Here is a 23,724-nt window from a genome sequence, read left to right as displayed (position 1 = left end):
CCGGAAGCCGGAAGGCGGAGGGTGGAAGGCGCAGCCTCGTCGGCGGCCGAGACCACCTCTGAGACCCCTACGGGTTTGCTCGCCCACAGGTAGCAAACCCGTAGGGGCCAGAGTGTGTCGCCGGACGAGGGCAGACCGTGTCGCCGGTCAACCGCTGGCCGCTCCTGGTCGGGGAGGGGCGGGTCAGGGGATGCGGTGCGTCCACTCCTCCGTGGAGAACTTCGTCTCGACGAGCTCGGCCGCGTCCGCGAGCTCGGCGTCGGTGTAGTCGCGGCGAGAGACCGCATACCGGGACTCGAAGTGCTTCATGAAGGCATCGATGATCTCGGCGCGCGGGAGCCCGGACTGCGAACGCATGGGGTCGACGCGCTTGTTGGCCGACTTGGTGCCCTTGTCCGACATCTTCTCGCGGCCGATCCGCAGCACCTCGAGCATCTTGTCGGCGTCAATGTCGTAGGCCATCGTCACGTGGTGCAGCACCACGCCACCGGCGAGCCGACGCTGCGCGGCGCCGGCGATCTTCCCCTTGTCGGAGGCGATGTCGTTGATCGGGACGTAGCGCGCCCTGATCCCCAGCTCGGCCAGCGCGCCCATCACCCAGTCGTCGAGGAACTCGTAGGACCGCTGGAAGCTCAGCCCCTCCACCAGCGACGCCGGGACGATGAGGGAGTAGGTGATGCAGTTGCCCGGCTCCATGAACATCGCGCCACCGCCGGTGATGCGGCGCACGACGTCGATGCCGTGGCGCTCGCGGCCCTCGTCGTCGATCTCGTTCTTGTAGGACTGGAAGCTGCCGATCACGACCAGGCCGCGGTCCCAGTCCCAGAAGCGCAGGCTGGGCCCGATCTCACCGCGCGCGACCCGACCGGCGAGGACCTCGTCCAGCGCGACGTGCATCCGCGGGTCCATCGTCACCGGCGGGATCAGGTCGAAGGTGTGGTCCTCCCAGCTGGAGGCGTGCCCCAGCGCCCGGCGCACCGCGATGCCGACCGCCTCGGGGGAGAAGCCGATCATCTGGGCCTCGTCCGGGATCCGCTGGGCGATCGAGGCGGCGATGTCCTCGACCTTGGCTTCGGTATGCAGTCCCACCAGGGCCGCGTTGATGTCCTCCAGGGCCTCGTCCGGCTCGAGGAAGAAGTCGCCCGAGACGAAGGCCTCGCTGATCCTCCCCTCGTCGGTCTCGAGCTCGACCTGCACGAGCTTGCCGCCGGGGACCTTGTACTCGCCTCTCATGTGGGCGACAACAGGGCGGGGTCGCACGGTGTTCCGCACGTGGTGCGGTGGTGGCAGTTCTCCGCCACGGCAGGTGCCCGCCAGCGGAAAGCCTTGATCCGGCCACCGGTAGCGGGGACGGTGGACGGCAGGCCGCCCGCCAGAGGGGTTGGGTGGCAGTGAAAGAGACACCGATGTCCAGCATGAAGACCGGGCGCGCCGGCTCTGATCCTGACCGGGACCGCCTGCGCCGACGTCGAGGTGCCGCGCGACTGGAACAACCCGACCGACGGCAACACCATCACCATCCGCGTCTCCAAGACGGAGACCGCCGGTGAGGACCGCAAGGGCATGGCCCTGGTCAACCCGGGCGGCCCCGGCGGCGAGGGTGTCATCTGAGGCCCGGGCATGGCGATGATGTCGCCCGAGCTGGCCGAGCACTACGACTTCTTCGGCTTCGACCCCCGCGGTGTCGGCGAGAGCGACGGCGTGGTCTGCTCCTACGTCCCGGACGAGGACCACACCACCTGGGAGGACGACGCCGCCCGGGTCCCCGGCTGCATGGAGGACCCGCTGGCTCCCTTCATCAACACCGAGCAGACCGCCTACGACATGGACTTCATCCGGGCCCCCGCGATGGATCAGCCCGGCGGCCTCCAGCTCGGCGGCGGGCCCGTCCTCCAGGGCAAGGGCTGTCCCCGGAGCAACGCCTCGTAGGCGGCGTTGGCCTCCGGGGACAGCCCCAGTTCGCTCAGCTCGTGCATCGCCCCGGTGTGGCGCACACGCCCCGGGCTCAGTCCGCGGGCAGGTAGACCCGCTCGGGGATCTCCTCGTAGTCCTCCGGGTCGAGGCTGTCGATGCTGCCGTCAGCGACCGCGGTGATCAGCCCCATGACGCCCGTCTCGACCTGCTTGATCAGCTTGCCGTTGGCCTTCTGGCCGTCCGACTGCGTGTTGCTGGACGTCTCGAAGAGCACCGTGGCGCTGCCGCGCAGGGCGAACGAGCCGAGCGCGGTGCCGGGCAGGTTGGTGTCCTGCGGGTAGAGGGTCAGGTGCCCGAAGCCGGAGTTGCCCCGCTCCTGGAGGGCGTCGTACACCGCCACGTTGGCCCGTCGGGAGGCGTCGTAGTCGAAGTTGGGCCAGTCGCCGAACTCGGTCGGGTCCTCGATGAACTTCGCCGAGATCGACAGCGGCGACATGTTGCCGGTGCCCTCCTGGGCGTAGCAGGGCCACTGGTTGTGCAGGTCGACGAAGTAGTCCACGATCCCGAACTCGCTCTCGAGCCCGGCGTAGACGTCGCGCATCGTCTGGGCCTCCGGCGTGATGTACCAGCCGGTGTCCGCGCTGTTGCCCGGGAAGTCCTCGGGCTGGGGCACGTAGTCGAGGTCCGGGTTGAAGTCACGGTTGACGTCGAAGCCGGGGACGGCGCCACGGTAGTTCCACGCCGGGTCGACGCCCTCGAGCTGCGGGAAGTCCTCCACGACCTCGTCCCAGCTCATGTGGTTCTGCCGGGTGTCGTGCTCGCCGCCGTCCACGTTGAGGCGGGGGACCGCGACGATCGTGACGTTCTCGCGGATCTCGCGGGCCTCGGCGGTGTTGCCGCCGAGTCGCCCGAGCAGGTTGAGCAACGCCTCGGTGCCGTGGTTCTCGTTGCCGTGGATCTGGGACTGGATGAGGATCACCGTGTCGCCGGTGCCGACGCGGGCCTCGTAGATCTCACGGCCCTGGTTGCTGTATCCCGCGACGTCCACGTCGACGGTGCCCTTGGTCGTCCTCTCGATCTGCTCCAGCTTCTTCGTCAGCTGGGCGTGGTCGACGAAGCTGGCGCGGTTGCCGCCGGGCTCGAGTCCGCAGTGGGAGTTGACCGGCTTGGCCTGGGCCGCTCCGGGAAGGATGCCCGCCATCGCGACCGCGAGCAGGGCGGCGCTGGCCAGTCCGGCGGTGGTTCGTGTCATACGTCGCATGTGGAGTCTCCTTGGGGTCGGATTCGGTGATGGTCAGACCATCCGCTACCCCGTGGTAACGCAAGGATCTTGACTGAACCGTGACCAAACTCCTGCGCGTGGGCCGGCACTACGCTGGCGGGCATGGGACTGTTCGACCGGCTCAAGAACGCGATGGGCGAGCGCGCGGGGACCTCGGCCGACGCACGCGCGCAGGCACGGGCCGCCGAGCGGGTCAAGGTGCTGCCCGACCCGGGCGACGCCCCGTTGGAGGAGCTTCCGCTGAAGCCCGAGGGCCGTCGCCTCACCGAGGACGAGCGCGCCCACGTCGAGGCCGGTCTGGCGGCGCTGGAGGCCGAGGGGGTGGACGTCGACGACCTCGGCTCCATCTCCGACGGGCTGGACCGTGCGCTGGCCGCGTGGACCAGCAGCCAGGGGCAGGACCACGACGAGATCGTCGCCCGCTACGCCATCGGGATCGGGGAGCACCTTCACCGCCACACCGACCTCGCCTGGGAGATGGTGACCGACGTCTTCGGCACCGACCTGGCGGTCGCGGCCGGCGACTTCGTTGTCGTGCCCGGCAACCTCGTCGCGGTCCGGTGGATGCGCCGCGAGACCGGCTGGGTCCCGCGGGTGGTCGGCCACCTCGTCAAGCTCCGCACCGAGTAGCCGCAGCCCACCTGGCGGCAGCCGATCCCGCATCTGCGCAGGTGAGAGGGCTGCCGCGGCCCCCTACGGGTTTGCTCGCTGTGGGCGAGCAAACCCGTAGGGGCCTGCGATGGCCCTGCCCCGAAGGCCTCCTGCGTCCCGACCCGGGGCGAGGGGCAGAGAAGGACCCCCTGCCCGTGGGCAGAGGGTCCTTGCTCGGTATGCGGTGCTCGTGCCGGTCGGTCAGCCGATGAGCATCGTGTCGCCGGCGAAGATCAGGTCCGGGTTCTCGATGGAGTTCAGCTCCACGAGCCGGTCGATCGTGGTGCCGTGCTCGAGGGCCAGCTCGCCCAGGGTGTCGCCGGGCACGATGACGTACTCCCAGGCGTCGGCCGGGGCGGAGATGCGCTCCTGTGCCGGGGCCGGCTGCTCGGCCGGGGCGGCCTGCTGCGCCTGGGGCGCGGCCTGCTGGGCGGGTGCCTGACGCTGGGTGTCGCGGCTGGCCTGCTCCTGCACCGGAGCCTGCTGCGGCTGCTCGACCGGGGCCGGGGCCGAGCCCCCGCCACCGTTGCTGGCGGTCAGACCGGCCTGGACCGAGCACACCGGCCAGGCGCCGGGGCCCTGGGAGGCCAGCACGTTCTGGGCGATCGCGATCTGCTGCTCACGGGAGGCGAGGTCGGCGCGCGGGGCGTACTCCAGGCCGCCGTAACCCTCCCAGGTGGGCTGGTAGAACTGCAGACCGCCGTAGTAGCCGTTGCCGGTGTTGATGCTCCAGTTGCCGCCCGACTCGCACTGCGCGACGCGGTCCCACACGTCGGAGGCGGAGGCCGACGGGGCCATGGCCAGACCGGTGCCGACGGCGAGCGCGCTCGCGGCGGACCAAGTGGTCAGGCGACGGGTGAACGAAGGGGTGCGGTGCTTCACGTGGATTACCTCGTAGGGGTAGGGGACAGGACGCCGTCCGTGACGCAGGGACGTCGACGGGCGCCTGCAGGGGAGCCGGCCTGGCGGGCAGACCGGTCGACCTCCACCGTGAGCACCGATCCTGGGAGAAAGGCCCCGATCCGGTCAGGGCCCGCCCAGACTCCGCCCAGACTTCCCGCTGACCTGCGAGGACGCGTGACCGAGAAAATGTCGGAAAAACCGTTGAGAGGTGTCGCGACGGTGCGGATGGCGACCCCAGGCGGTCGCCGAGCGGCTCACGCGGCCGGGTAGCGCCCCTGCCTCCGCCAGCGCCACTTCTGCACCTGCCGGAAGAACCAGGCGGTGGCGACCTCGCGGCCGGTGACGACATACTCCACGGCCGAGTCGTAGAAGACCGTCGACTGGACCATGTGGAGGTCGCGCTCCTTGCCCAGCAGGAGGAGCTGGTCGCCCTCGCTGATCTTCTGGTCCAGCCTGGGCGTGAAGAGCCGCCGCCCGTCGTGGACGAGCACGGCGGGGAAAGCCGCGAGCCGTCCTTCCCGGCCGTCGGGGTCGCGCAGCAGGTCCCCGATGGTCAGGGTCGAGGTCCGCATCCAGCGCACCGCGGCCGGGGCGGTCTGCATCTCGAAGCGGATCATCATGCTCGTCGGGGTCTCGTCGCCGACGACGGAGACGATCTCCTCCATGACCTGCGCGTCCCACTCGTCGTCCTCGTGCAGCACGTGGTCGATGAAGGACCAGTAGTTGGGCGAGGTGATCCGCGCGACCGCCTCACGGGCGAGCAGCTCGGTGGGGACGAAGACGGAGTCGGCGTCGAAGGCCCGCAGCGGCGCCTCGTTGACCGCGGAGTTCTGCCGGACGGCGATGAAGAGGTCGTCATTCTCGATCCGGGCGTGGGCGGCCATCGCCAGGTTGACGATGTCGGACTCGGCGCCGGCGATGAAGCCGACCGCGTCGGAGACGTCCGGGCGCCCGTAGGCCGGGTCGACGAGCAGGACCTCCATCCCGGCGCTCTCCAGGTCCCGCGTGACCTCCACCCCGAAGCTGCCGTCGGCGCACACCACCCACTGGCCGTCGCTGAGGTGCTCCAGCTTGGTCGGCAGCTCGGTGCCGCGCGGGCTCATCAGCCAGGACGCGAGCCGGAACCCGCTCGGGCGACGCAGAGCCATGACCAGGAACGCCCCATACCGGTCGAAGGGGTTGATGATCACGTCCGCCGCGAAGTCGTGCATCTGCTGGGCCATCTCCCGGTCGCTGCAGCGGGCGATGACCATCAGCTCGGGGCGCAGCAGGTTGACCGACATCACGACCGAGAGGTTGGTCTCGTCGTTGTCGGTGAGGGCCAGGACCGCCTCGCAGTGGTCGTGCCCGAGCCCCGCGACGCCCAGCAGCCGGGGGTCGCGGCCGGAGGCGGCATAGGCGGCGATGTCGTTGCTGTAGCCGTCGAAGGCCACCCGCTGCACCCGCTCCTCGTCGTTGTCCAGCACCACGAACGTGCGGCCCTGGTCGTCCAGCGCGCGGCACACGGCCTGCCCGGCCTGGCCGTAGCCGACGACCAGCACGAAGGGCGTCTGGATGTTGCTGACCTTGCGGCGGAAGCGCTGCAGGTTGATCGCCTGGCGGAAGGTGCGCTCCTGCGCCAGCGCGATGAGGGCACCGGCGGCGTAGGTCCACGTCATCACGCACGCGTAGATCGTGATCGTGACCCAGATCCGCTGCGGGTAGGAGAACTCGTGCGGCACCTCGCCGAAGCCGATCGTCAGACCGGTGTAGCTGACGATGTAGAAGCTGTCGAAGAGCCCCAGGCGCTCCGGGTGCTCCTCGGACCCCGGCATCACCGAGAGCCCGAAGCTCATGATCGAGAAGACGGCGACGAAGAGGATCAGGGGGCCGCGCATGCGGCGCAGGACCAGGAAGACCGCGTCGGTGGTCTGCGGCTCGTCGGGGACGTCGACCCGCACCCGCCGCAGGCTGTCGGGGCGGAAGCGCGCGGGCTTGCCCCTGTGCAGCAGCTGGAGGAGGTTGACCATGGGGTATGCGGTTCAGGTGCCGGTTCTCGCGCGGGCCGTCGGCCGGCTCAGCGGTGCCGGTAGGAGACGGTCTCGATCACCAGCAGGATCACCGAGACGACGTTGGCCAGCAGGGCTCCGGCGGCGATCGAGACGACGCTGGCCAGGGCGGCCTCCGTGATGCCGCCGGGGTCGACGTTGGAGGTCCAGATCCAGACGCCGGCCGCGATGATCAGCTGGATGCTGGCGACCAGGCTGGTCGCGAGGTGGACCGCGCCGATCTGGGTGCGGTCGCCGAACTTGAGGATGGTGGCGATGATGTTGACCGCCACGGCCGCGTAGAGCTCGTAGACGTTGTGCAGGTCCTTGTCGCTCATGTCGCCGATCACGTAGCCGAAGTTGAGCGTGGCGGCCAGGAGGACGAAGAAGCCGAAGACGACCTTCTCTAGGTTCACACGACCGACCATAACGCCGACGGCCTGTCGGTGCCCGATCCTAGGATTCGAGGCGTGGATCTCACCGCGGCCGCGCAGCTGGCGCGCACCCTCATGGACCGGCACGGGCTGACGTCCTGGACGTTCGCCTACGACCGGGCGCGCGTGCGGGCCGGGGCGTGCCACTTCACCGACCGCCGGATCACCCTGAGCCGGGCCCTGACGGCCGCCCACGACGAGGAGCAGGTCCGCGAGACGGTGCTGCACGAGATCGCCCACGCCCTCGTCGGGCCGCGGCACGGGCACGACGCCGTGTGGCGCCGGCAGGCCGTGGCGATCGGCGCGACCGGGCAGCGGGGCTACGCCGGCGGGGAGGAGCCGGTGGTCCCGGGGCGCTGGCAGGGCCGGTGCGTGGCCGGGCACGTCGTCCACCGCCACCGCCGCCCCAGCCGGATCCTGCTGTGCGCCCGCTGCCGGGGCGCGACGACCGGCGACCGGGTGCTGCGCTGGCGCCTGGACGGGCAGCCCGTGCCCTTCGAGCAGCTCGGCCCCGCCGTGCGCCGCGATCTCGCCCTGCTCCGGGCGCGGGGCACCACTGTGGTGGGATGGGGGACGTGACGAGCCCCTGGCCGACCGCGCTCCCACAGGATGTCCGTGCCCGCCTCGAGGAGGCGCTGGCCGGCCTGCCCGCGCACCGGCGCACCACCTTCGGGCTGCGTGTGGCCCGGTGGTGGCCGGACCTGGTGGACGGCCTGGCCCCCTATCCCGACCCGACCACGCTCGCGGGGCACGTGCTGGAGAAGGCTGCTGCCGCATACCGGGAGAGGGAGGACGAGCTGCACCTGCTGGACGAGCGGCGCTCCCTGGAGCCGGACTGGTTCCAACGGCCCGGGATGGTCGGCTACGCCGCCTACGCCGACCGGTTCGCGCCCGGGGCGAGCGGGCTGGCGGGGGTGGCGCAGCGGGTCGGGCACCTCAAGGACCTCGGCGTGGGCTATCTGCACCTCATGCCGCTGCTGGCCACGCGGGAGGCGCCCAACGACGGTGGCTACGCGGTCGCCGACTACCGCTCCGTGCGGCCCGACCTGGGCACGATGGAGGACCTGCGCGAGCTGGCCCGCACCCTGCGCGGCGAGGGGATCAGCCTGTGCCTGGACCTCGTCCTCAACCACGTCGCGCGCGAGCACCCGTGGGCGGTCGCGGCGCGCGCGGGGGACGAGCACTACCGCGCCTACTTCCACGTCTTCCCCGACCGCACCGTCCCCGACGAGCTCGAGCGGACCCTGCCGGAGGTCTTCCCCGCCTTCGCGCCCGGCAACTTCACCTGGGACGACGAGCTGGGCGGCTGGGTGTGGACGACCTTCAACGACTACCAGTGGGACCTGGCCTGGTCCAACCCTGACGTCTTCTGCGAGCTGGCCGACGTCGTGCTCCACCTGGCCAACCAGGGCGTGGAGATCCTGCGGCTGGACGCCATCGCCTTCCTGTGGAAGCGGATGGGCACCGCCTGCCAGAACGAGCCCGAGGTCCACCAGCTGACCCAGGCGCTGCGGGCCGTGGCCAAGATCGCCGCCCCGTCGCTGATCTTCAAGGCCGAGGCGATCGTGGGCCCCAACGACGTCGTGCACTACCTGGGGCAGGGCCAGCACCACGGCAAGGTCTCCGACCTCGCCTACCACAACAGCCTCATGGTCCAGGTCTGGTCGATGCTGGCCTCGCGCGACTCCCGGCTGGCCACGCACGCCCTCGGGCGCTTCCCGGCGGTGCCGGCGAGCACGAGCTGGCTGACCTACCTGCGCTGCCACGACGACATCGGCTGGGCGATCGACGACGACGACGCCCGCGCGGTGATGGCCCAGGGCTGGCAGCACCGGCTCTTCCTGTCCGAGTTCTACTCCGGGCAGTTCGAGGGCAGCACCGCCGAGGGCCTGGTCTTCCAGCACAACCAGGCCACCGGCGACATGCGGATCTCGGGCACCGCCGCGAGCCTGGCCGGGCTCGGCCACGCCCTGGCGGCGCTCGACGCGGCCGTCGACATCGACGGTTTCGAGGACGCCTCGCACGCGGTCGACGACGCGGTGGCGCGGATCCTGCTGGGTTACGCGATCGTCTACGGCTGGGGCGGGATCCCGGTGATCTGGTCCGGCGACGAGGTCGCCCAGCTCAACGACACCTCCTGGGCGCTGACCCCCGAGCACGCCGACGACAACCGGTGGGCGCACCGGCCTCGGCTGGACTGGGACCGGGTGCGCGACGCGGTCGAGCAGCCCTCGTCACCGACCGGTCGCGTGCTCTCGGGGCTGCGCCACCTGGCGCGGGTGCGTGCCCGGCTCCCGCACCTGCACGCCAGCGTCTCCGCCGAGCCGGTCGCGGCCCCCGACCCCGGCGTCTTCGCGGTGCTGCGTCGCCACCCGGTCGGCACCATGCTCGGGCTCTACAACGTCACCGAGCAGGCCCGGCAGGTCCCGGAGTGGTGGGTGCGCGAGCTGGGTCAGCTGAGCCTGAACGAGTGCGTGGACGCGCTGAACGGCTACCCGCCCAACCGGACCGCCGACGGCTCGCTCTACCTGTCGACCTATCAGCCGGTGTGGCTGGTCAAGGCGTCCGACGTCTGACCAGGTCCATCGCCCGGGCGGGGTCGAGCGCGGCCAGGTGGGGCAGCGGGTCCAGCCGCAGCTCCTCCACCACGTCAGTGAGGGTCGTGCGGACCACAGCCCGCAGCTCGTCGGGGTCCCACGGCTTGGCGATGTAGTAGTCCAGCCCCGCCAGGTTCAGCGCCCGGATCGTGTCGGCCTGGTCGGCCTGCCCCGTGACCAGCACCGCCGCGACGTGCCGCGTCGCCGGGTCCTGCGCGAGCTCGACGAGGAAGTCCACCCCCGTCGTCCCCGGCATCCGGTGGTCGGCCAGCACCACCGCGAGCACGTCTTTGTCGGCGGCGACCTCGGCCATCACCTCCCGGGCGTCCTCGACGTCCTGCGCCGGCTCCACGCGCACGTGGGCCGCCAGCGGCTCCAGGTCGCGCTCCAGCGCCTCGCGCACGTCGGGCTCGTCCTCGAGCACCAGCACGGTGAGCCTCATGCTTCCTCCTTCGGGGTATGCGGCGGCGCCCCACCCTCGGACGCCTCGCCTCTGGCGGTGGGCCGGGTCCCGTCCGGCCCCGGGCTGCTCTCCGGCGTCGGGCTCCCGTCCGACCTCGGGTCCCCACCCAGCGTCGGGGTCAGGTGTGGCGCGCCCGCGGCGGGCAGGTCGACGGTGAAGACCGTCCGGCCGGGCCGGGAGTCCAGCGTCATCCGGCCACCGTGCCGACCGACGATGCTCCGGGCGATGCCCAGCCCCAGGCCCAGGCCGTAACGCACCACGCCGTGCTTGGTCGTGAACCTCGGCGTGAACACCTGCTCCTGCAGCGGTGCGGGGACCCCCGGGCCGTCGTCCTCGACCTCGACGGTGACGACCTCCGGGGCAGCCATGTCCGACGTCCCCAGGTCGGCGGTGGGCACCACGAACTGGCCGGTCGAGGTCGCCGACAGATCCGTCGACCGGTCGGTGGGCGGGGTCTGGGCGGGCCTGGCGTACACCCTGACCGTGATCACCCCCGGCCCGGCACCGTCACCGGCATTGGCACTGGCAGCGGCACCGTCTCCGGCACTGGCACTGGCCCTGGCAGCGGCACCGGCGCCGTTCCCGGAGCCCTCGCCCTCTGCGGTCGTGCGGGCGCGCGTGATCGCCTCGGCCGCGTTGGACAGCAGGTTGGTCCACACCTGGGTCAGCAGGCCCGGCCCACTGACGACCGGCGACAGGCCCTGCTCGACCTCGACCTCGACGCGGACGTCCCGGAGCCGGTGCTCGAGCAGCCGCAGCGCATCCTGCACGGTGGCCGCGACGTCGGTCGGCTCGTGCAGCTCCTGGTCGCCGTCGGGGTCGGGCCGGGCGTGCGTGTGCAGCGCCGAGACGAGGGTGGCGATGTGGTGGCCGGCGACCCGGACCGACCTGAGGGCCGCCCCGATGCCCGCGGCCTTCTCCACCCGGGCGAGCAGGTCCGGCGAGCCCTCCACCAGCGCGCGGGCCTGTTCCGGGTCGTGCACCCCCGCAGCGACGAGGCGTCGGACCATCGCCGGGTCGTCGACCACCCCCGCGAGTGCCCGGCGCAGCGCCCGCTCCTGCCCGGCGGACACGTGGTCGCGCTCCTCGGCGCTGACCAGCGCGTCGAGCACCGGGTCGTGACCGGCATGCCGTCGGGGGAGTTCATGTGTCTCGCCCGCTCCGACCGCCCGGGCGTCCCTGACCGCCCCGGCCTCCCGGGTCACCACGGCATTCCGGACCCGGCCCGGCAGCAGCGCCCGGACCAGGCCGACCGCACCACGGACCGCGCTCGCCCTCTCACGGGCCTGCTCGCGGGCAGGCGCCGGTGGTGGTCCGCCCAGGAGCGCCCGCAGGTCGCTGGAGAGATGGTCCACGCCCCGGGTCACGGTGGCGGCCGGGTTGTTGAGCTCGTGGGCGATACCGGCGGCCAGCTCGCCCAGGGTCGCCATCCGCGCCTGCTCGACCAGCTCAACCCGGGCGGCCCGCAGCTCCTCCAAGGTCGCGCGCAGCTCGGCGGTGAGCGTGGCGTTCTTGATGTGCAGCTGCTCCGAACGACGCAGCCGCGTCGTCAGCGCCCGCATGGTCAGGGCGGTGAGGGCGGTGCCCACGTCCGGGTTGCGGGTCAGCGCGTAGTCCAGCTGCTCCAGCGTCAGCGACACCATCTCGCACCGGCTGGTGGTCCTCGCCGTCACCGTGCTGTGCTGCATCTCGGTCAGGGCTACGAGGCCGACGAGGGGACCGGTCGAGGCGTGATGCAGCACCACCTCGCCGGCGGGGGAGGTCACGGTCAGCACGACGCGGCCCTTGAGCACGAGGAAGACCTGGTTGAGGCGTTCCTCGGGCACCGTGATCCGCACGCCCTTGTCCAGGTGCACCCTGGGGCGCGGCCCCAGCACGGTCTCGATCGCCGCGAGCAGCTCCTCGGCCGCGGCGTCGGTGCCCATCACCAGCCGGCGCAGCAGCTCGCTGTCGCTGCGCTCCCAGGGAGCCGGGCGCCCCGCGAGGAGAGCGGCTCGGGAGACCTGAGCCTCTGCATACCGGGAGAGGTTGCCGGGGGTCCACGGGGCAGCGACCACGCCGTCCACGAAGCCCGCGTCGACGCTGCGCGACATGTCGGTCAGCGAGGTGCGCGTGGTGACGACGAGCAGCCGCGCGTCGCCGAGGGCCGGGAGTCCGAGCAGCGTCTTGACCACGCCGTCGATCCCGACGCCGTCGTCACGGTCGATGAGGACGAGGACGGCCACCCAGCGGTCGGTCGGGGGCGCCCAGCCGACGAGGTCCTCGGGGCGGTCGACGCGGTGCACGCCGGAGGTGACGCCGGTCAGCTCGTCGACCGCCAGCCCCGCGAGCTCCCCGGTGCCCACCACCACGGCGTAGGAGGACGCCGGCGCGGGGGTCGGGCTGCCGTCCGCCGCGGCACGTCCGTCGAGGGATCGCGCGCCGGCGAACGGCTCGACCTGGCTCACAGCCCGATCCAGGACCAGTAGGCCGGCAGCGCCAGGGCGGTCAGCAGCGCGCCGACGACGCCGATCATCACGCCGGCGGCGACCATCTGGGCGGTGGTGATCGTGCCGGTGGCGTAGGCGATCGCGTTGGGCGGGGTCGAGACCGGCAGGAACATCCCCAGCCCGCAGGCCACCGCGACCACCATCGCCACGGTGACCAGGTCGAGCCCGAGCGTGCCGGCCAGGGCGATGGCGATCGGGATCAGCAGGTTGGCCATCGCCGAGTTGGAGATGACGGCGCCCAGGCCGACCGCGACGCCGGCCAGGACCAGCAGGAGCACGGTGCCGGGCATCGCGGCCCAGTCCACGAGCCCGATGAGCCAGTCGTCCAGCCCGCTCGCGCCGACCCCGTGACCCAGGGCGATGCCGCCGGCGACCAGCCACAGCACCGGCCACTGGAGCATGCGCAGGTCGTCGCCGGTCATCACGGTCGTGGCCAGGAGGACGACGACCGGCAGGAAGCCGACGGTCGTGGAGGGTATGCCGTGCAGCGCCTCGGTCAGCCACAGCAGCACGGTCGCGGCGGCGGTGACGTAGAAGACGATCGCGGCCGGGGAGGTGACGAAGGAGGTCGTGAGGTTGAGCTCCAGCGGCGTCCTGGCCGGCACGTAGCGCCAGCTCAGGTAGACCCAGCCCAGCAGCAGGAGCAGCAGCATGAGGGGGACGGTCGCGATCATCCAGTCGACGAAGGAGACCGTGCGACCCTGGACGGCGAGGGCGCCGAGGGCGATCGCGTTGGGCGGCGACCCGACGGGGGTGCCGATGCCGCCGACGTTGGCCGCGACCGGGATGGCCAGGGCGAAGCCGGTGCGGGCCGCGGCGCTCGGCAGGCCGGAGAGGACCGGCAGGAGGACCGCGAACATCGTGGCCGTCGTGGCCGTGTTGGACATGAACATCGACAGCACGGCCGTCATGAGGATCAGCGCCAGCATCGCCAGCCGGGCGTCCTTGCGGAAGGGCGTGAGGATGAGGGCGGCCAGGTTGCGGTCGAGGGCGTACTTGGCGGCGCCGTCGGCCAGCAGGAAGCCGCCCAGGAAGAGGATGATCACCGGGTCGGCCAGGGTCGCCCAGAACTCCCGCGACGTCGCGGCCGGCTCGGCCAGGGGGACCAGCGCCTGCTCGGTGAGCATGAGCACCTGCAGGAAGATGATGAGCACCGCCGTGGCCACCAGCGGGATCGCCTCGGTGACGAAGAGGACGATCGCCATCAGGAAGATCGACAGCATCCGCTCCCCGGCCGGCTCGAGGCCGGGCACGTCGACGAGGAGCGGGAGGAGGAAGGCGAGGACGGCGGCGACCACGCCGATCTTCTGTGTGGTGGTCCCGCCAAGCATGCTTCCCAGCCTATCCACGACCGGAGGCGGGGTCGGCTGCCCACCTGCGACACGGAGGGGCTGTGCCGTCCACGGCGGTCGACTTCATGCGGGGTACTCCACTTGACGCCGGTTATAACCGGCACACAGGTTCAGAAGCCGCATGAAGTGGTCGACCCTGCCAGGCACCGCGGGCCGTGGGTGCGACCTCCCCCCCCGTGACGAACGATCCACCGCAGTTTTGACGACCCCGCCCCACCGACCGGCGCCACCTTCTGCTCCCTACGGGTTTGCTCGCTGACAGCGAGCAAACCCTTAGGGGGCAGAGCAGGCCTGAGACAGGAGGGGCTGCGACCTGCCCGGCGGGTGGCGAGTGACGCCCCCTGGCGAGGCGCGTCTGCGCTGGCGAGGCGTGTCTGCGCTGGCGAGCGCGCGCCCTGGCGAGGCGCGCTCCCGTCAGCCCTCGCCCCGCCTGATCGCGAGCGCCCGGCGGGCCTCCTCGATCTCGGCCCACGGGAAGAGCTCCTCGCCCCGCTCCATGGTCTCCTCGGGCCCCTTGCCGGCGAGGACGACGGTGTCGAGCGGTCCGGCCTCCCGCACGGCGTGACGGATGGCCTCGGTGCGGTCGCCGATGGACACGTAGTTGTCCCGACCGGCCTCCCGCGCGCCCCGCTCCATCTCGTCCAGGATCTCCTGCAGCGGCGTGGTCCGGTGGTCCTCCTCGGTGAAGACCACGTGGTCGGCCATCCGCGTCGAACACTCGCCCAGGGGTGCCCGCTTGGAGGGGTCACGGGGCCCGCCGGCCGACCCCAGCACGACCCAGAGCTCACCCTCGGTGGTCACGCGGACGGTCGAGAGCGCCTTCTCCAGGCTCGGCGCCGTGTGGGCGAAGTCGACGATCACGCGGGGCTCGCCCTCGCGACGCTCGACCATCTCCATCCGGCCGGCGACCCCGGGGAAGGTGGCCAGGGCGGCCACCAGGTCCTCCAGCCCCACCCCGGTGGCGGACACGCCCGCCATCGCGGCCAGGGCGTTGGCGACGTTGAAACGGCCCACCATCGGCAGCGTCGCCTCGGCGCTTCCGGAAGGGGAGTGCACCGTGAAGGTCAGCGCCTCCGGCCCCTCGACGATGTCGATGGCGCGCCAGTCCGCCTCGCCGCCCTCGGCCGAGTAGGTCGTGAACGCGTGCCCCTCCTCGCCCGCGATCTGCACCAGCTGGTCGAACCATGGCTGGTCGTCGACGTTGAGGATGCTGTGCGCGGCGCGACGGACCAGCTTGGCCTTGTCGGCGAAGTACTGCTCCATCGTGCCGTGGAAGTCCAGGTGCTCCCCGGTGAGGTTGGTCCAGATCCCGATGTCGTACTGCACGCCTCGCACGCGGTCCATCGCCAGCGCGTGGCTGGAGCTCTCGACGACGGCCGTGCTCGCCCCCGCCTCGACCATGTCCCGCAGGATCTGCTGCACCTGCGGCGCCTCCGGCGTGGTGAAGTGGGTCGGCGGCTGCCGCAGCACGCCGTCGGGCAGCTGGTAGCCGATCGTCGACAGCAGACCGGTCGGAGCGCCGGTCTCCCGCAGGAGGTGCAGCGCCAGGCAGGAGGTCGTGGTCTTGCCGTCGGTGCCGGTCACGCCGAGCACGGTCAACTTCGCCGACGGCGCCCCCATGATCGCCGCGGCCGCGTCGGCCAGCGCCGCCCGGGCGGAGGCCACGCGCAGGTAGGGGATGGAGCAGGACAGGCCGTCCGGCAGACCCTCCCCGATGATCGCCACCGCACCGCGCTCGATCGCGTCGTCGACGAAGGCGTGCCCGTCGAACCGCGCCCCACGGATCGCCACGAAGGCCTGTCCGGGTCGGATCCAGTCCGACTGGTGGCTCACCCCGGTGACCACGTCCCCACGCGGGTGGTCAGCGGTGTCGACGAGCTCGGCGTCGAGGGCGGAGGCGAGGGCGTGGAGCTGCATGACGACAGATTAGTCAGCCAGCCCTGCGGCGAGAGCAGACCGGGGCGCGCGTGCGCCGCATACCGTGTCGCCGGTGGGGAGCAGACCGTGTCGCCGGTCGCCCGCTCAGGGGGTGGGTTCGGCGATGAGGACGTAGTTGGCGGAGGTGTGCCCGTCCGCGCCGTAGCCCTGGGTCTCGTCGCAGGTGACGATCGCCAGCCGCGGGTGGTCGGGGTGGTCGCCCCAGACCGTCAGCGAGCGCGAGAGCGCGTCCTTGTCGATCGGCATGGCCTCCTGCACCGCGAAGCTGCGGGTCTCGCCGTCGGCGTAGCCCACCTCGACCACGTCGCCGACGCCGACCGAGGCCAGGTTGGCGAAGGCGTCCGGCGCGCCCTCCCAGGTCACGTGCGCGGCGATGACGGAGGTGCCCACCTGTCCCGGAGAGACGCGGTCGTTGCCGGTGAACCAGATGATCTCGTTGCGCCCCGGGTTGATCGTGCCGTCGGCGGCCAGGCCCTGCGGGACGATCCCGCCGTCGACCCCGCCGGCGGCGATGCGGATCCAGGCAGGGTCTGAGGAGGGTATGGCGTAGCCCGCCTCTCCCGTCTCCTCACCCGTCGCGGTGGTCGGGCTGGTGCTCGTCCCCGTGGTCCTGGCCGGTTCTTCGGTGCTCGGAGCGGCCCCTGTCGGGTCCACGGTGGGGCCGGTGTCGACGGGAGCGGCCGAGGTCGGGGCGGTCGGGGTGGGGCCGGGCCGTGTCTGGCTGGCGCCGTCGCTGCCGCCGAGCAGCTGCGTGGCCAGGATGATGCCGGCCACGAGGGCGACCAGCAGGCCGCCGATGATGAGGACGGCCGGGGGGACCGCACGAGTCGTGCGATCCCCCCGGCTCGGGTTCTGCTGCGTCATCCGCAGGCTCAGCCCTCCTGGGAGCGGCGGCGCAGACCGGTGGCAGCCAGACCCAGGCCGCCGGCCACGGCCAGCGCGCTCAGCGGCACGACCGGGTTGACGCCCTTGGCCGGGACGTCGGTCTGGACGATCGGGCCCACGGGCTTGCCGGCGTCGTCACCGGGCTCGCCGGGCTCCACGGGCTTGCCGGGCTCCACGGGCTTGCCGGGCTCCACGGGCTTGCCGGGCTCCTCGGGCTTGCCGGGGTCACCGGGGTCGCCGGGGTCGCCGGGGTCACCGGGGTCGCCAGGGTCACCGGGGTCGCCAGGGTCACCGGGGTCGCCAGGGTCGCCAGGGTCACCGGGGTCGCCAGGGTCGCCAGGGTCACCGGGGTCGCCAGGGTCACCGGGCTCGTCGTCACCGGGAACGCCGGTGCAGGCCGTGACGTGCGAGATGTCCTTGCCGGTCTGGTGCGCCAGCTCGGTGCCCGCAGCCACCTCCCAGTTCTCGTGGTAGGCCTTGCCGTCGGTGCTCTGGTCGGAGCCGGCCTTCAGGACGACGAGCAGGTAGTCCTGGGGCGAGGTCCACGTCTTGCCGATGCCGCCATCGGCGACCTTCTCGCAGTTGACGTCCTCATAACCCAGGGAGATCAGGTAGTTCTCCCAGTACTCCGGCTGGTTGCGCTCCTCGGCGAAGGCAGTGCCGGCGCTCGCCGACACGATGAACCCGGCGGCCACCAGGGCGGCGCCGCGGCGGAAAGTGGTCTTCATTCGTTCTCCCCTCATCACGTGCGCAGCCCTGTGTGGCTGCGTGCACTTACCCGACAAAAAAATGCACGGGTGGCGTGATGTCGCCACTTGAGCGGGTCGAGGCGGGCAGACCGTGTCGCCGGTCGACAGCAGAGTGTGTCGCCGGTCGAGGAGGAGGGGGAGGGCCGGGCGGGCGGCGGGTCAGGAGTCGAAGTTCGCCAGGACCTGCTCGCGCGAGATGTCGGCGACCGACCCGTCGGACCAGCGGGGGTTGCGGTCCTTGTCGATGAGCTGGGCGCGGATGCCCTCGGCGAAGTCGGGGTGCCGGGCGAAGGCGCGACCCAGGACCGTGTCCTGCTCCAGCACCTGGTGCACGTCCATCGACGCGGCCCGGCGCAGCGCCTCCAGCGTCACCGCCACCGAGTGGGGCGACTTGGTCTGGATGAGCGCCCCGGCCTCGCGGGCCTCGGCGACGTCGCTGGCCATCAGCCGGTCGATGATCGCCCCGGCGTCGTCCCCGGCATAGCACTCGTCGATCCATGCCTGGTTGTCCTTGAGCCAGGACTGCTCCGGCTCGGCCAGCAGGCCGGCGGGCAGCTCGGCGGCGGTCAGGCCCGGGTAGGCCCGCAGCGCCTCGAGCAGCTCCTCCTTGGCGTCCGAGCGCACGACCGCGTCGGCCATCCCCAGCACCACGGCGTCCGCACCACCGACCGGCGCCCCGGTCAGCGCCGCGTGCGTGCCCAGCTCACCCTCGGCCCGCGCCAGGAACCACAGGCCACCCACGTCGGGGAACAGCCCGATCGTGGTCTCCGGCATCGCGACCTTGGTGCGTTCGGTCGCCAGCCGCAGGGACCCGTGCGCGGACACGCCCACGCCACCGCCCATGACGAAGCCGTCCATCCACGCCACGAACGTCTTGGGATAGTCGGCGATGAGGGCGTTCACGGCATACTCCGCGGCCCAGTAGTCCTCGGCGACCTGGTAGTCGCCCTGCGTGATCGCCTCGTGCAGCGCCCGGACGTCACCGCCGGCGCACAGCCCGCGCTCGCCCTCCCCGTCGATGAAGACCGCCTCGATGGCAGGGTCCTCTGCCCACGCGCTCAGCTGCGTCTGCAGCGAGTCGACGCTCGCCCGGTCCAGGGCGTTGATCGCCCGCGGGCGGTTGAGGCGGACCCGCCCGAGGCGACCGTCCACCGCATACCTGACCTCCTCCCCGTGACCAGGTGCCGACTCCCAGGACAGCTCAGGTGCGCTCATGCCGAGCCACTGTAGTTCTCGCACGTAGACTCCACGGCATGGGTAAGGCATCACGTAAGAAGCGCGGCACCACCGACGGGGCCGCGGCGCCCAAGCGGGCACCGTTCGTCGCGCGACCGTTCCAGGGACTGGCCAACGAGACCGAGTGGGTCGCCATGCGGGAGATCCTCCCGGCCGCGACCGCCCCGGTGAAGGTCGTCGTCCCCGAGGGCACCGAGGTCGGCGGCCAGCCCGTCCCCGCCGGCGAGCACGAGGTGCAGCTGGTCACCGTGCTGCCCGGCGCGATCCCGGCCCTGCACCGCGACAACGGCGATGTCCTCGTCGCGTTGCAGTCCCGCACCTCCAGCGGCGACGCCTCCCGCGACCTGGTCCAGGCGATCTTCACCGCGCTCGCCGCCGACGCCGGCACCTCGGTCAACTCCGTGCGCCCCGCGACCGCCGACACCCCGCGCCTGGAGGACATCCTCGCGCCGGGCCAGGAGCTCGCCCCCACGGTGCACCAGGACTTCGGCTTCTGGCTGGCCGAGGATGCCAGCGACGAGCAGCGCGCCGCCCTGGAGCAGATGAACGACACCGCCATCCCGATGGAGAAGGTCGACGGCGCCCCGACGGCCTACTGGTGCCACATGACCGGCCGCTCCTACCTGCGCTGGATCCTCGGCGAGGACGAGGACGCCGCGCTCCAGGCGATGGCCCGCCTCCAGGCCGCCGGCGGCCACACCCTCGGCGAGGGCACCGAGCTGCTCGGCGCCTTCCGCGCCAACGGTCTGCTCGTCCCCGTCATCGAGGTCGACGCCCAGGCGGAGGCATCCACCTTCTCCGGTGCGCTGGCCGAGCTCCAGGCACGGTATGAGGCCGCGCTCGGCCAGTCCGAGCCCCTCACCCCCGCGGAGCGCAAGGCGCGCGACGGCCTGGTCTCGCGCCAGGTGACGCTGCGATAGGGCACGAGCCGTGAACGGGCAGGGCGTCACTGGGCCGGTCGCCGACGAGGTGGTCGGCGGGCAGGTCGTCGGCGGGCAGGTCGTTGCGGTCGTCCCGGCCAAGGACGAGGAGGAGCGGATCGGCTCCACCCTGGCCTCGCTGCTGCGCATCCCCGAGGTCGCGCACGTGGTCGTCGTCGACGACGGCTCCTCCGACCAGACCGCGGCCGTGGCCGAGTGGGTCGGCGGGGTCGAGGTCGTCTCCCACGGGCGCAACCGCGGCAAGGCGGCGGCGATGGAGACCGGCGCGGCCCGGGCGGCCGAGCTGGCCCCCGGCGCACCCGTGCTCTTCGTCGACGCCGACCTGCAGAGCTCGGCGGCCAACGTCGGCGTGCTCGTCGGGCCGGTGCTGGCCGGCGAGGCCGACCTGACGATCGCGGTGCTCCCGCCGCAGGACGGCCGCCGCAAGGGCGGCTTCGGGATCGTCGTGCGCACCGCCCGCGAGGGCATCACCCGGCTGACCGGCTGGACCCCGACCCAGCCCCTGTCCGGCCAGCGCTGCATCACCCGCGAGGCCCTCGACGCCGCGCTGCCCTTCGCTCCCGGCTGGGGCGTAGAGGTCGGCATGACCATCGACGTCCTGCGCGCCGGGCTGCGCGTCCACGAGGTCCCCTGCCACCTGCAGCACCGCGTCACCGGCCGCGACTTGGCCTCCCAGGCCCACCGGGCCCGTCAGCTGGCCGACGTCACCCGGGCCCTGGCCGACCGCTCCGGCGCGCCGAAGGCCGTGGTCGATGGGGTCGTCGGGGGAGCGGCGAGGGCGTCCGCCGTCGCGCGGGGCGTCACCCGGGGAGCCACTCGCGGGGCGGCCGAGGTGGCCCGTGGCCGTGGCGGCCGGTTGGTCGAGCAGGTCCGCCGCCGCGCGGGCGGCACCTGGCACCACCTTTGAGGGAGCCAGCCGCCGCGCGGGCGGCACCTGGCACCACCTCTGAGGGCCTCCGCCGTCCCAGCTCTGAGGGTCCGCCTCTCAGGCGTGCCTAGCGTCCTGCTGCGCGCTCTCACCCAGCCGCCGACGCGCCATCAGCGCGATCGCGGCGGTGACCAGCATCGTCAGGGTCAGGCCCACGGCCGCGATGCCGGAGTCGTTCATCGCCCAGGTGATCGCCATCGTGATGAGGCCCGCCAGCGCCGCGGCGTGCACCCCCGGCAGCTGCCACAGACGTGCCGACCAGCGCGGACGGGCGACGACCACCAGGCCGAACGCGGCCAGGGCCAGCACCGCGGCCCACGTCGCCGGGTAGTTCACCAGGATCCCCAGGCTCTGCCCCAGCTTGCGCCCGACGATCCCCAGCGCCTCGCCGTCGAGGATCGCCTGCACGAAGTCACCCAGGTGTGTCCGTGAACCCGGCCCCCGCAGCCAGTCGGCGACCATCACCGCGCCGGCGACGACGACGCCGGCCAGCCCCAGCAGCGCCATCGAGCGCCACGACCAACGGACCTGCAGCGCGGCCAGCACCATCAGGCCGGTGGCGATGACCAGCGCCGGCACCCCGCCGAAGTCGGCCCCAGCCTGCGGCGCCGCGTTGACGGCCACGGCGGACAGCCCCAGGACACCGACGGCCAGCGCCGCCTCCACCCCCCGGCCCTCTCGCTCGCGCGCGGTCAGGGCTGCGACCAGCGCGGCGGCGACCACCAGGAAGGCGCCCAGCATGATCCCGAAGCCGACATTGCCCTGCCCGTAGAACCTGCCCGCCGTCACCGGCTGCAGCCCCAGCACCGAGACCAGCCCCATCCTCGACGACGTGAGCACGTCCACGCCCAGGACCGCCATCGTCACCGCGGCCACCACCGCGGGCGGCCCGATCCGGTGCTTGCGCCAGGGCCCGGCCCAGGCGATCCCCGCGATCAGCATCGCCGCCAGGAGCACCACGAGCGTCAGCATCGGCCACGGCTGCCCGGTCCGCCACCACGGGACCAGCCCGGCCAGGAAGGTCGCGGCGGGCACGGCCATCGCGATCGTCGCCAGCCCGGCCACCCACGCCCACGCACGCGCCGCCAGCGTCCCGCCCAGGGCCGGCAGCAGCACCGCGAACAGTGCCCCCAGCACCCACGGCGCCAGCTTCTTGGCCCAGCTCACCGCGGCCGCCAGACTCTCCGCGTCGCCCACCGGGTCCTGCCCGGGCGCCAGCAGCCGCAGCTCGCCACCGGCCAGCACGTCCTCGTCCCAGTCCTGCCCGAGGATCTGGTGCAGCGCCACGGTCAGGTCGGTCAGCTGCACGAGCTCGGTCTGCTGCGTCGACGTCGAGGTCAGCGTGTGCGCCCCGGCGTCCGACGCGGTCGCGACCATGAGCGCCATCGCCTCGGCCCGCCCCGCCGTATGCCCCATCCCCGCCACCACGATCCGCGACCCGCGCGGCAGCTGGTCGCGCAGCTGCGCCAGCCCCGCATCGATCTGCGGCAGCTGGCCCGACCGATCACCCTCGAGCACCGGGGGTGTCGAAATCAGGTGCAGCCGGCAGCTCCCGTCGAGCGGGGGCACGTCCAGGTCCGGGTCGATCCGCCGCGGTTCTGCCTGCGGCACAAGACCTTCTGCCCGGTATGCGGCCACGCGCCCCTCCCCGTCCGCCGCCGCGATCGCGGCGTCAGGTCCGTATGCCGCCACACAGCCCGCCCCCTCGAGCGTCGCCGCCAGGCTGCCCAGCTGTGGCGCCATCGGACGTGCGGCCGCCCGCTCACGCCAGACCTCCCAGCGCCCGGGCTGGATCAGCCCGTCCTCGCTGACGAGATCGGGGGCCACGACACCCTCGGGTTCCTCGCCGCAGCCGATCAGGTCCGTGCCCGCCCGTTGCCCCGCCCCGAGCGTCAGCCAGGCGTCGGCCGCGCACGTCACCTCGTGCTGACCGCGCAGCACCAGGGCAGCGGTCGCCCCGTTGTGCGCGATCGCGTCCAGGGTCGGCGTGCTGCTCGGGTCGATCACGTCCCACGTCAGGCCGGGGACCCCCACCACCACGACGGGAGCGTCCGGGCCGGCGAGGAGCGCCTGCTGGGCCTGCTCGTCCACCGACGCCGGTGAGGCGGCCCGTCCGGGCGAGAGCACCAGTGCGACCAGCCACGAGACCAGGACGAGCGCCACCAGGGCCCACGCCTGCACCCGGGTGCGTGACCGCATACCCCGCCTCCTGCCCGTCGAGCCCGGCGAAGGTGACCGGGCGGTTGATGCAAGGCATCGTGTCACGACACCTCGGGCGGATTCGTCCGACGGGCGGGACACGGCCGGGGGAGACGGCGCACGAGGGACACGGGAAGACGCCCTTCGGCCCCTACGGGTTTGCTCGCCCACAGCGAGCAAACCCGTAGGGGGCTCGGAGGGGGCGTGATGGTGCTCGGAGGGGGCGTGATGGGGGCGGGGAGGGTGATGTGGTGGGGGAAGGTGTGCGAAGGCATACGCTCTGGGCGTGGACCCGAACCTCATCGCGTGGATCGCTGCCGGCGTCGCCGCGCTGGCGCTGCTGCTGGCCGTGATCGCCTGGCAGCGGCTGCGCGTCGTCGACCGGCGGCTGACGCGGATGGTCGAGGCCGGGACACCGACGAGCACCCCGCACGAGCGCCTCGACGGGCTGGAGTCCGAGCTCGCCCGGGTGAGGGGGGACCTGACGCAGGCGCTGCGGCACGTGGCGGTGGTGAGGTACGACGCGTTCGGCGACATGGGCGGGCGGATGTCGTTCAGCGCCGCGATCGTCGACGACGAGGGCGACGGGCTGGTGATCTCGTCGATCCATGCGCGCGGGGAGAGCCGGACCTACGCCAAGGGGATCGTCGGCGGTGACGGTGAGGTCGTGCTCACCCCCGAGGAGCGGCAGGCGCTGGACGCGGCCAGGACCGGCTCGGCCGACTGACCCACCTCC

Annotated in this window: 21 protein-coding genes; 8 read left to right on the top strand and 13 right to left on the bottom strand. The window is 72.5% G+C overall.

The annotated features are described in order from the left end of the window. Nucleotides 1-183: 183 nt before the first annotated feature. Complete coding sequence (gene lplAB / locus ACTMMA_RS04370; RefSeq protein ID WP_441188875.1) at nucleotides 184-1,233, bottom strand: lipoate-protein ligase LplAB; 1,050 nt, start codon at nucleotides 1,231-1,233, stop codon at nucleotides 184-186. 240 nt (nucleotides 1,234-1,473) lie between these two features. Here lplAB and ACTMMA_RS04365 point away from each other — a divergent pair, with 240 nt between their 5' ends. Together ACTMMA_RS04365 and ACTMMA_RS04360 are read left to right on the top strand one after the other, a co-directional pair. Then, complete coding sequence (locus ACTMMA_RS04365; RefSeq protein WP_441188874.1) at nucleotides 1,474-1,611, top strand: hypothetical protein; 138 nt, start codon at nucleotides 1,474-1,476, stop codon at nucleotides 1,609-1,611. A gap of 9 nt (nucleotides 1,612-1,620) precedes the next feature. Beyond that, nucleotides 1,621-1,929: a hypothetical protein gene (locus tag ACTMMA_RS04360; RefSeq protein WP_441188873.1), complete on the top strand. Its 309-nt coding sequence runs from the start codon at nucleotides 1,621-1,623 to the stop codon at nucleotides 1,927-1,929. Between the two features lie 76 nt (nucleotides 1,930-2,005). Here ACTMMA_RS04360 and ACTMMA_RS04355 read toward each other — a convergent pair whose 3' ends face one another. After that, the gene (locus tag ACTMMA_RS04355; RefSeq protein ID WP_441188872.1) at nucleotides 2,006-3,175 is read right to left on the bottom strand and encodes a M14 family zinc carboxypeptidase; all 1,170 of its coding nucleotides are present in this window, start codon (nucleotides 3,173-3,175) and stop codon (nucleotides 2,006-2,008) included. Between the two features lie 123 nt (nucleotides 3,176-3,298). Between ACTMMA_RS04355 and ACTMMA_RS04350 the strand changes: the two genes are divergently transcribed. After that, nucleotides 3,299-3,826, top strand: coding sequence for a DUF3806 domain-containing protein (locus ACTMMA_RS04350; protein ID WP_441188871.1), 528 nt, complete (start codon nucleotides 3,299-3,301; stop codon nucleotides 3,824-3,826). A gap of 222 nt (nucleotides 3,827-4,048) precedes the next feature. Here the strand turns inward: ACTMMA_RS04350 and ACTMMA_RS04345 are convergent, their stop codons facing one another. The 3 genes from ACTMMA_RS04345 to ACTMMA_RS04335 all read right to left on the bottom strand — a co-directional run bounded on the left by ACTMMA_RS04345 (nucleotide 4,049) and on the right by ACTMMA_RS04335 (nucleotide 7,193). Then, on the bottom strand, nucleotides 4,049-4,729 hold the full coding sequence (locus ACTMMA_RS04345) for a transglycosylase family protein (RefSeq protein WP_441188870.1): 681 nt from the start codon (nucleotides 4,727-4,729) through the stop codon (nucleotides 4,049-4,051). Between the two features lie 275 nt (nucleotides 4,730-5,004). After that, a complete protein-coding gene (locus ACTMMA_RS04340; RefSeq protein WP_441188869.1) occupies nucleotides 5,005-6,759 on the bottom strand; it encodes an NAD-binding protein in 1,755 nt (584 codons plus the stop codon). A 47-nt stretch (nucleotides 6,760-6,806) separates the two neighbouring features. Beyond that, complete coding sequence (locus ACTMMA_RS04335) at nucleotides 6,807-7,193, bottom strand: DUF6394 family protein (RefSeq protein ID WP_441188868.1); 387 nt, start codon at nucleotides 7,191-7,193, stop codon at nucleotides 6,807-6,809. A gap of 54 nt (nucleotides 7,194-7,247) precedes the next feature. Here ACTMMA_RS04335 and ACTMMA_RS04330 point away from each other — a divergent pair, with 54 nt between their 5' ends. Together ACTMMA_RS04330 and ACTMMA_RS04325 are read left to right on the top strand one after the other, a co-directional pair. After that, nucleotides 7,248-7,790: a SprT-like domain-containing protein gene (locus ACTMMA_RS04330; protein WP_441188867.1), complete on the top strand. Its 543-nt coding sequence runs from the start codon at nucleotides 7,248-7,250 to the stop codon at nucleotides 7,788-7,790. Continuing rightward, nucleotides 7,778-9,787, top strand: coding sequence for an alpha-amylase family protein (locus tag ACTMMA_RS04325; protein WP_441188866.1), 2,010 nt, complete (start codon nucleotides 7,778-7,780; stop codon nucleotides 9,785-9,787). The genes ACTMMA_RS04330 and ACTMMA_RS04325 overlap by 13 nt, the downstream gene beginning before the upstream one ends. On the opposite strand, the gene ACTMMA_RS04320 is transcribed toward ACTMMA_RS04325, so the two are convergent. The 7 genes from ACTMMA_RS04320 to ACTMMA_RS04290 form a co-directional block, all read right to left on the bottom strand. After that, a complete protein-coding gene (locus tag ACTMMA_RS04320; protein WP_441188865.1) occupies nucleotides 9,768-10,250 on the bottom strand; it encodes a response regulator in 483 nt (160 codons plus the stop codon). The two genes, ACTMMA_RS04325 and ACTMMA_RS04320, sit on opposite strands and share 20 nt — an antisense overlap. Next, nucleotides 10,247-12,718, bottom strand: coding sequence for an ATP-binding protein (locus ACTMMA_RS04315; protein WP_441188864.1), 2,472 nt, complete (start codon nucleotides 12,716-12,718; stop codon nucleotides 10,247-10,249). The genes ACTMMA_RS04320 and ACTMMA_RS04315 overlap by 4 nt, the downstream gene beginning before the upstream one ends. Next, on the bottom strand, nucleotides 12,715-14,091 hold the full coding sequence (locus ACTMMA_RS04310) for an SLC13 family permease (RefSeq protein WP_441188863.1): 1,377 nt from the start codon (nucleotides 14,089-14,091) through the stop codon (nucleotides 12,715-12,717). The genes ACTMMA_RS04315 and ACTMMA_RS04310 overlap by 4 nt, the downstream gene beginning before the upstream one ends. Before the next feature lie 435 nt (nucleotides 14,092-14,526). Further along, nucleotides 14,527-16,029, bottom strand: a complete 1,503-nt coding sequence (locus ACTMMA_RS04305; protein WP_441188862.1) for a UDP-N-acetylmuramoyl-L-alanyl-D-glutamate--2,6-diaminopimelate ligase — start codon at nucleotides 16,027-16,029, stop codon at nucleotides 14,527-14,529. 105 nt (nucleotides 16,030-16,134) lie between these two features. Next, a complete protein-coding gene (locus ACTMMA_RS04300; protein WP_441188861.1) occupies nucleotides 16,135-16,914 on the bottom strand; it encodes a class F sortase in 780 nt (259 codons plus the stop codon). Nucleotides 16,915-16,922: 8 nt separating this feature from the next. Further along, nucleotides 16,923-17,663 carry a hypothetical protein gene (locus ACTMMA_RS04295; RefSeq protein ID WP_441188860.1) on the bottom strand — a complete coding sequence of 247 codons (741 nt, stop codon included), beginning with the start codon at nucleotides 17,661-17,663 and terminating at the stop codon, nucleotides 16,923-16,925. Nucleotides 17,664-17,843: 180 nt separating this feature from the next. Continuing rightward, the gene (locus ACTMMA_RS04290; protein WP_441188859.1) at nucleotides 17,844-18,899 is read right to left on the bottom strand and encodes a 3-hydroxyisobutyryl-CoA hydrolase; all 1,056 of its coding nucleotides are present in this window, start codon (nucleotides 18,897-18,899) and stop codon (nucleotides 17,844-17,846) included. 38 nt (nucleotides 18,900-18,937) lie between these two features. Here ACTMMA_RS04290 and ACTMMA_RS04285 point away from each other — a divergent pair, with 38 nt between their 5' ends. Further along, nucleotides 18,938-19,840 carry a DUF5926 family protein gene (locus tag ACTMMA_RS04285; protein ID WP_441188858.1) on the top strand — a complete coding sequence of 301 codons (903 nt, stop codon included), beginning with the start codon at nucleotides 18,938-18,940 and terminating at the stop codon, nucleotides 19,838-19,840. Nucleotides 19,841-19,850: 10 nt separating this feature from the next. Continuing rightward, nucleotides 19,851-20,768, top strand: a complete 918-nt coding sequence (locus ACTMMA_RS04280; protein ID WP_441188857.1) for a glycosyltransferase family 2 protein — start codon at nucleotides 19,851-19,853, stop codon at nucleotides 20,766-20,768. A 78-nt stretch (nucleotides 20,769-20,846) separates the two neighbouring features. On the opposite strand, the gene ACTMMA_RS04275 is transcribed toward ACTMMA_RS04280, so the two are convergent. Further along, nucleotides 20,847-22,988, bottom strand: a complete 2,142-nt coding sequence (locus tag ACTMMA_RS04275; RefSeq protein ID WP_441188856.1) for a hypothetical protein — start codon at nucleotides 22,986-22,988, stop codon at nucleotides 20,847-20,849. A 286-nt stretch (nucleotides 22,989-23,274) separates the two neighbouring features. On the opposite strand from ACTMMA_RS04275, the gene ACTMMA_RS04270 reads away from it, so the two are divergent. Continuing rightward, the gene (locus tag ACTMMA_RS04270) at nucleotides 23,275-23,715 is read left to right on the top strand and encodes a DUF4446 family protein (protein WP_441188855.1); all 441 of its coding nucleotides are present in this window, start codon (nucleotides 23,275-23,277) and stop codon (nucleotides 23,713-23,715) included. The last annotated feature ends 9 nt before the right edge of the window (nucleotides 23,716-23,724 follow it).

The sequence above is a fragment of the Ornithinimicrobium panacihumi genome (genome assembly GCF_052073805.1).
Taxonomy (GTDB): domain Bacteria; phylum Actinomycetota; class Actinomycetes; order Actinomycetales; family Dermatophilaceae; genus Ornithinicoccus; species Ornithinicoccus panacihumi.
The sequence above is the reverse complement of the archived record's forward strand: the minus strand, read 5'-3'. Positions and strand labels throughout refer to the sequence as shown.

Excerpts from the sequence above, each read along its gene's own strand:
- ACTMMA_RS04360 (WP_441188873.1), top strand. The coding sequence starts at position 1,621 with ATGGCGATGATGTCGCCCGAGCTGGCCGAGCACTACGACTTCTTCGGC.
- ACTMMA_RS04320 (WP_441188865.1), bottom strand. The coding sequence starts at position 10,250 with ATGAGGCTCACCGTGCTGGTGCTCGAGGACGAGCCCGACGTGCGCGAG.
- ACTMMA_RS04300 (WP_441188861.1), bottom strand. The coding sequence starts at position 16,914 with ATGACGCAGCAGAACCCGAGCCGGGGGGATCGCACGACTCGTGCGGTC.
- ACTMMA_RS04305 (WP_441188862.1), bottom strand. The coding sequence starts at position 16,029 with ATGCAGCTCCACGCCCTCGCCTCCGCCCTCGACGCCGAGCTCGTCGAC.
- ACTMMA_RS04325 (WP_441188866.1), top strand. The coding sequence starts at position 7,778 with ATGGGGGACGTGACGAGCCCCTGGCCGACCGCGCTCCCACAGGATGTC.
- ACTMMA_RS04285 (WP_441188858.1), top strand. The coding sequence starts at position 18,938 with ATGGGTAAGGCATCACGTAAGAAGCGCGGCACCACCGACGGGGCCGCG.
- lplAB (WP_441188875.1), bottom strand. The coding sequence starts at position 1,233 with ATGAGAGGCGAGTACAAGGTCCCCGGCGGCAAGCTCGTGCAGGTCGAG.
- ACTMMA_RS04295 (WP_441188860.1), bottom strand. The coding sequence starts at position 17,663 with ATGAAGACCACTTTCCGCCGCGGCGCCGCCCTGGTGGCCGCCGGGTTC.
- ACTMMA_RS04355 (WP_441188872.1), bottom strand. The coding sequence starts at position 3,175 with ATGCGACGTATGACACGAACCACCGCCGGACTGGCCAGCGCCGCCCTG.
- ACTMMA_RS04275 (WP_441188856.1), bottom strand. The coding sequence starts at position 22,988 with ATGCGGTCACGCACCCGGGTGCAGGCGTGGGCCCTGGTGGCGCTCGTC.
- ACTMMA_RS04310 (WP_441188863.1), bottom strand. The coding sequence starts at position 14,091 with ATGCTTGGCGGGACCACCACACAGAAGATCGGCGTGGTCGCCGCCGTC.
- ACTMMA_RS04290 (WP_441188859.1), bottom strand. The coding sequence starts at position 18,899 with ATGAGCGCACCTGAGCTGTCCTGGGAGTCGGCACCTGGTCACGGGGAG.
- ACTMMA_RS04350 (WP_441188871.1), top strand. The coding sequence starts at position 3,299 with ATGGGACTGTTCGACCGGCTCAAGAACGCGATGGGCGAGCGCGCGGGG.
- ACTMMA_RS04340 (WP_441188869.1), bottom strand. The coding sequence starts at position 6,759 with ATGGTCAACCTCCTCCAGCTGCTGCACAGGGGCAAGCCCGCGCGCTTC.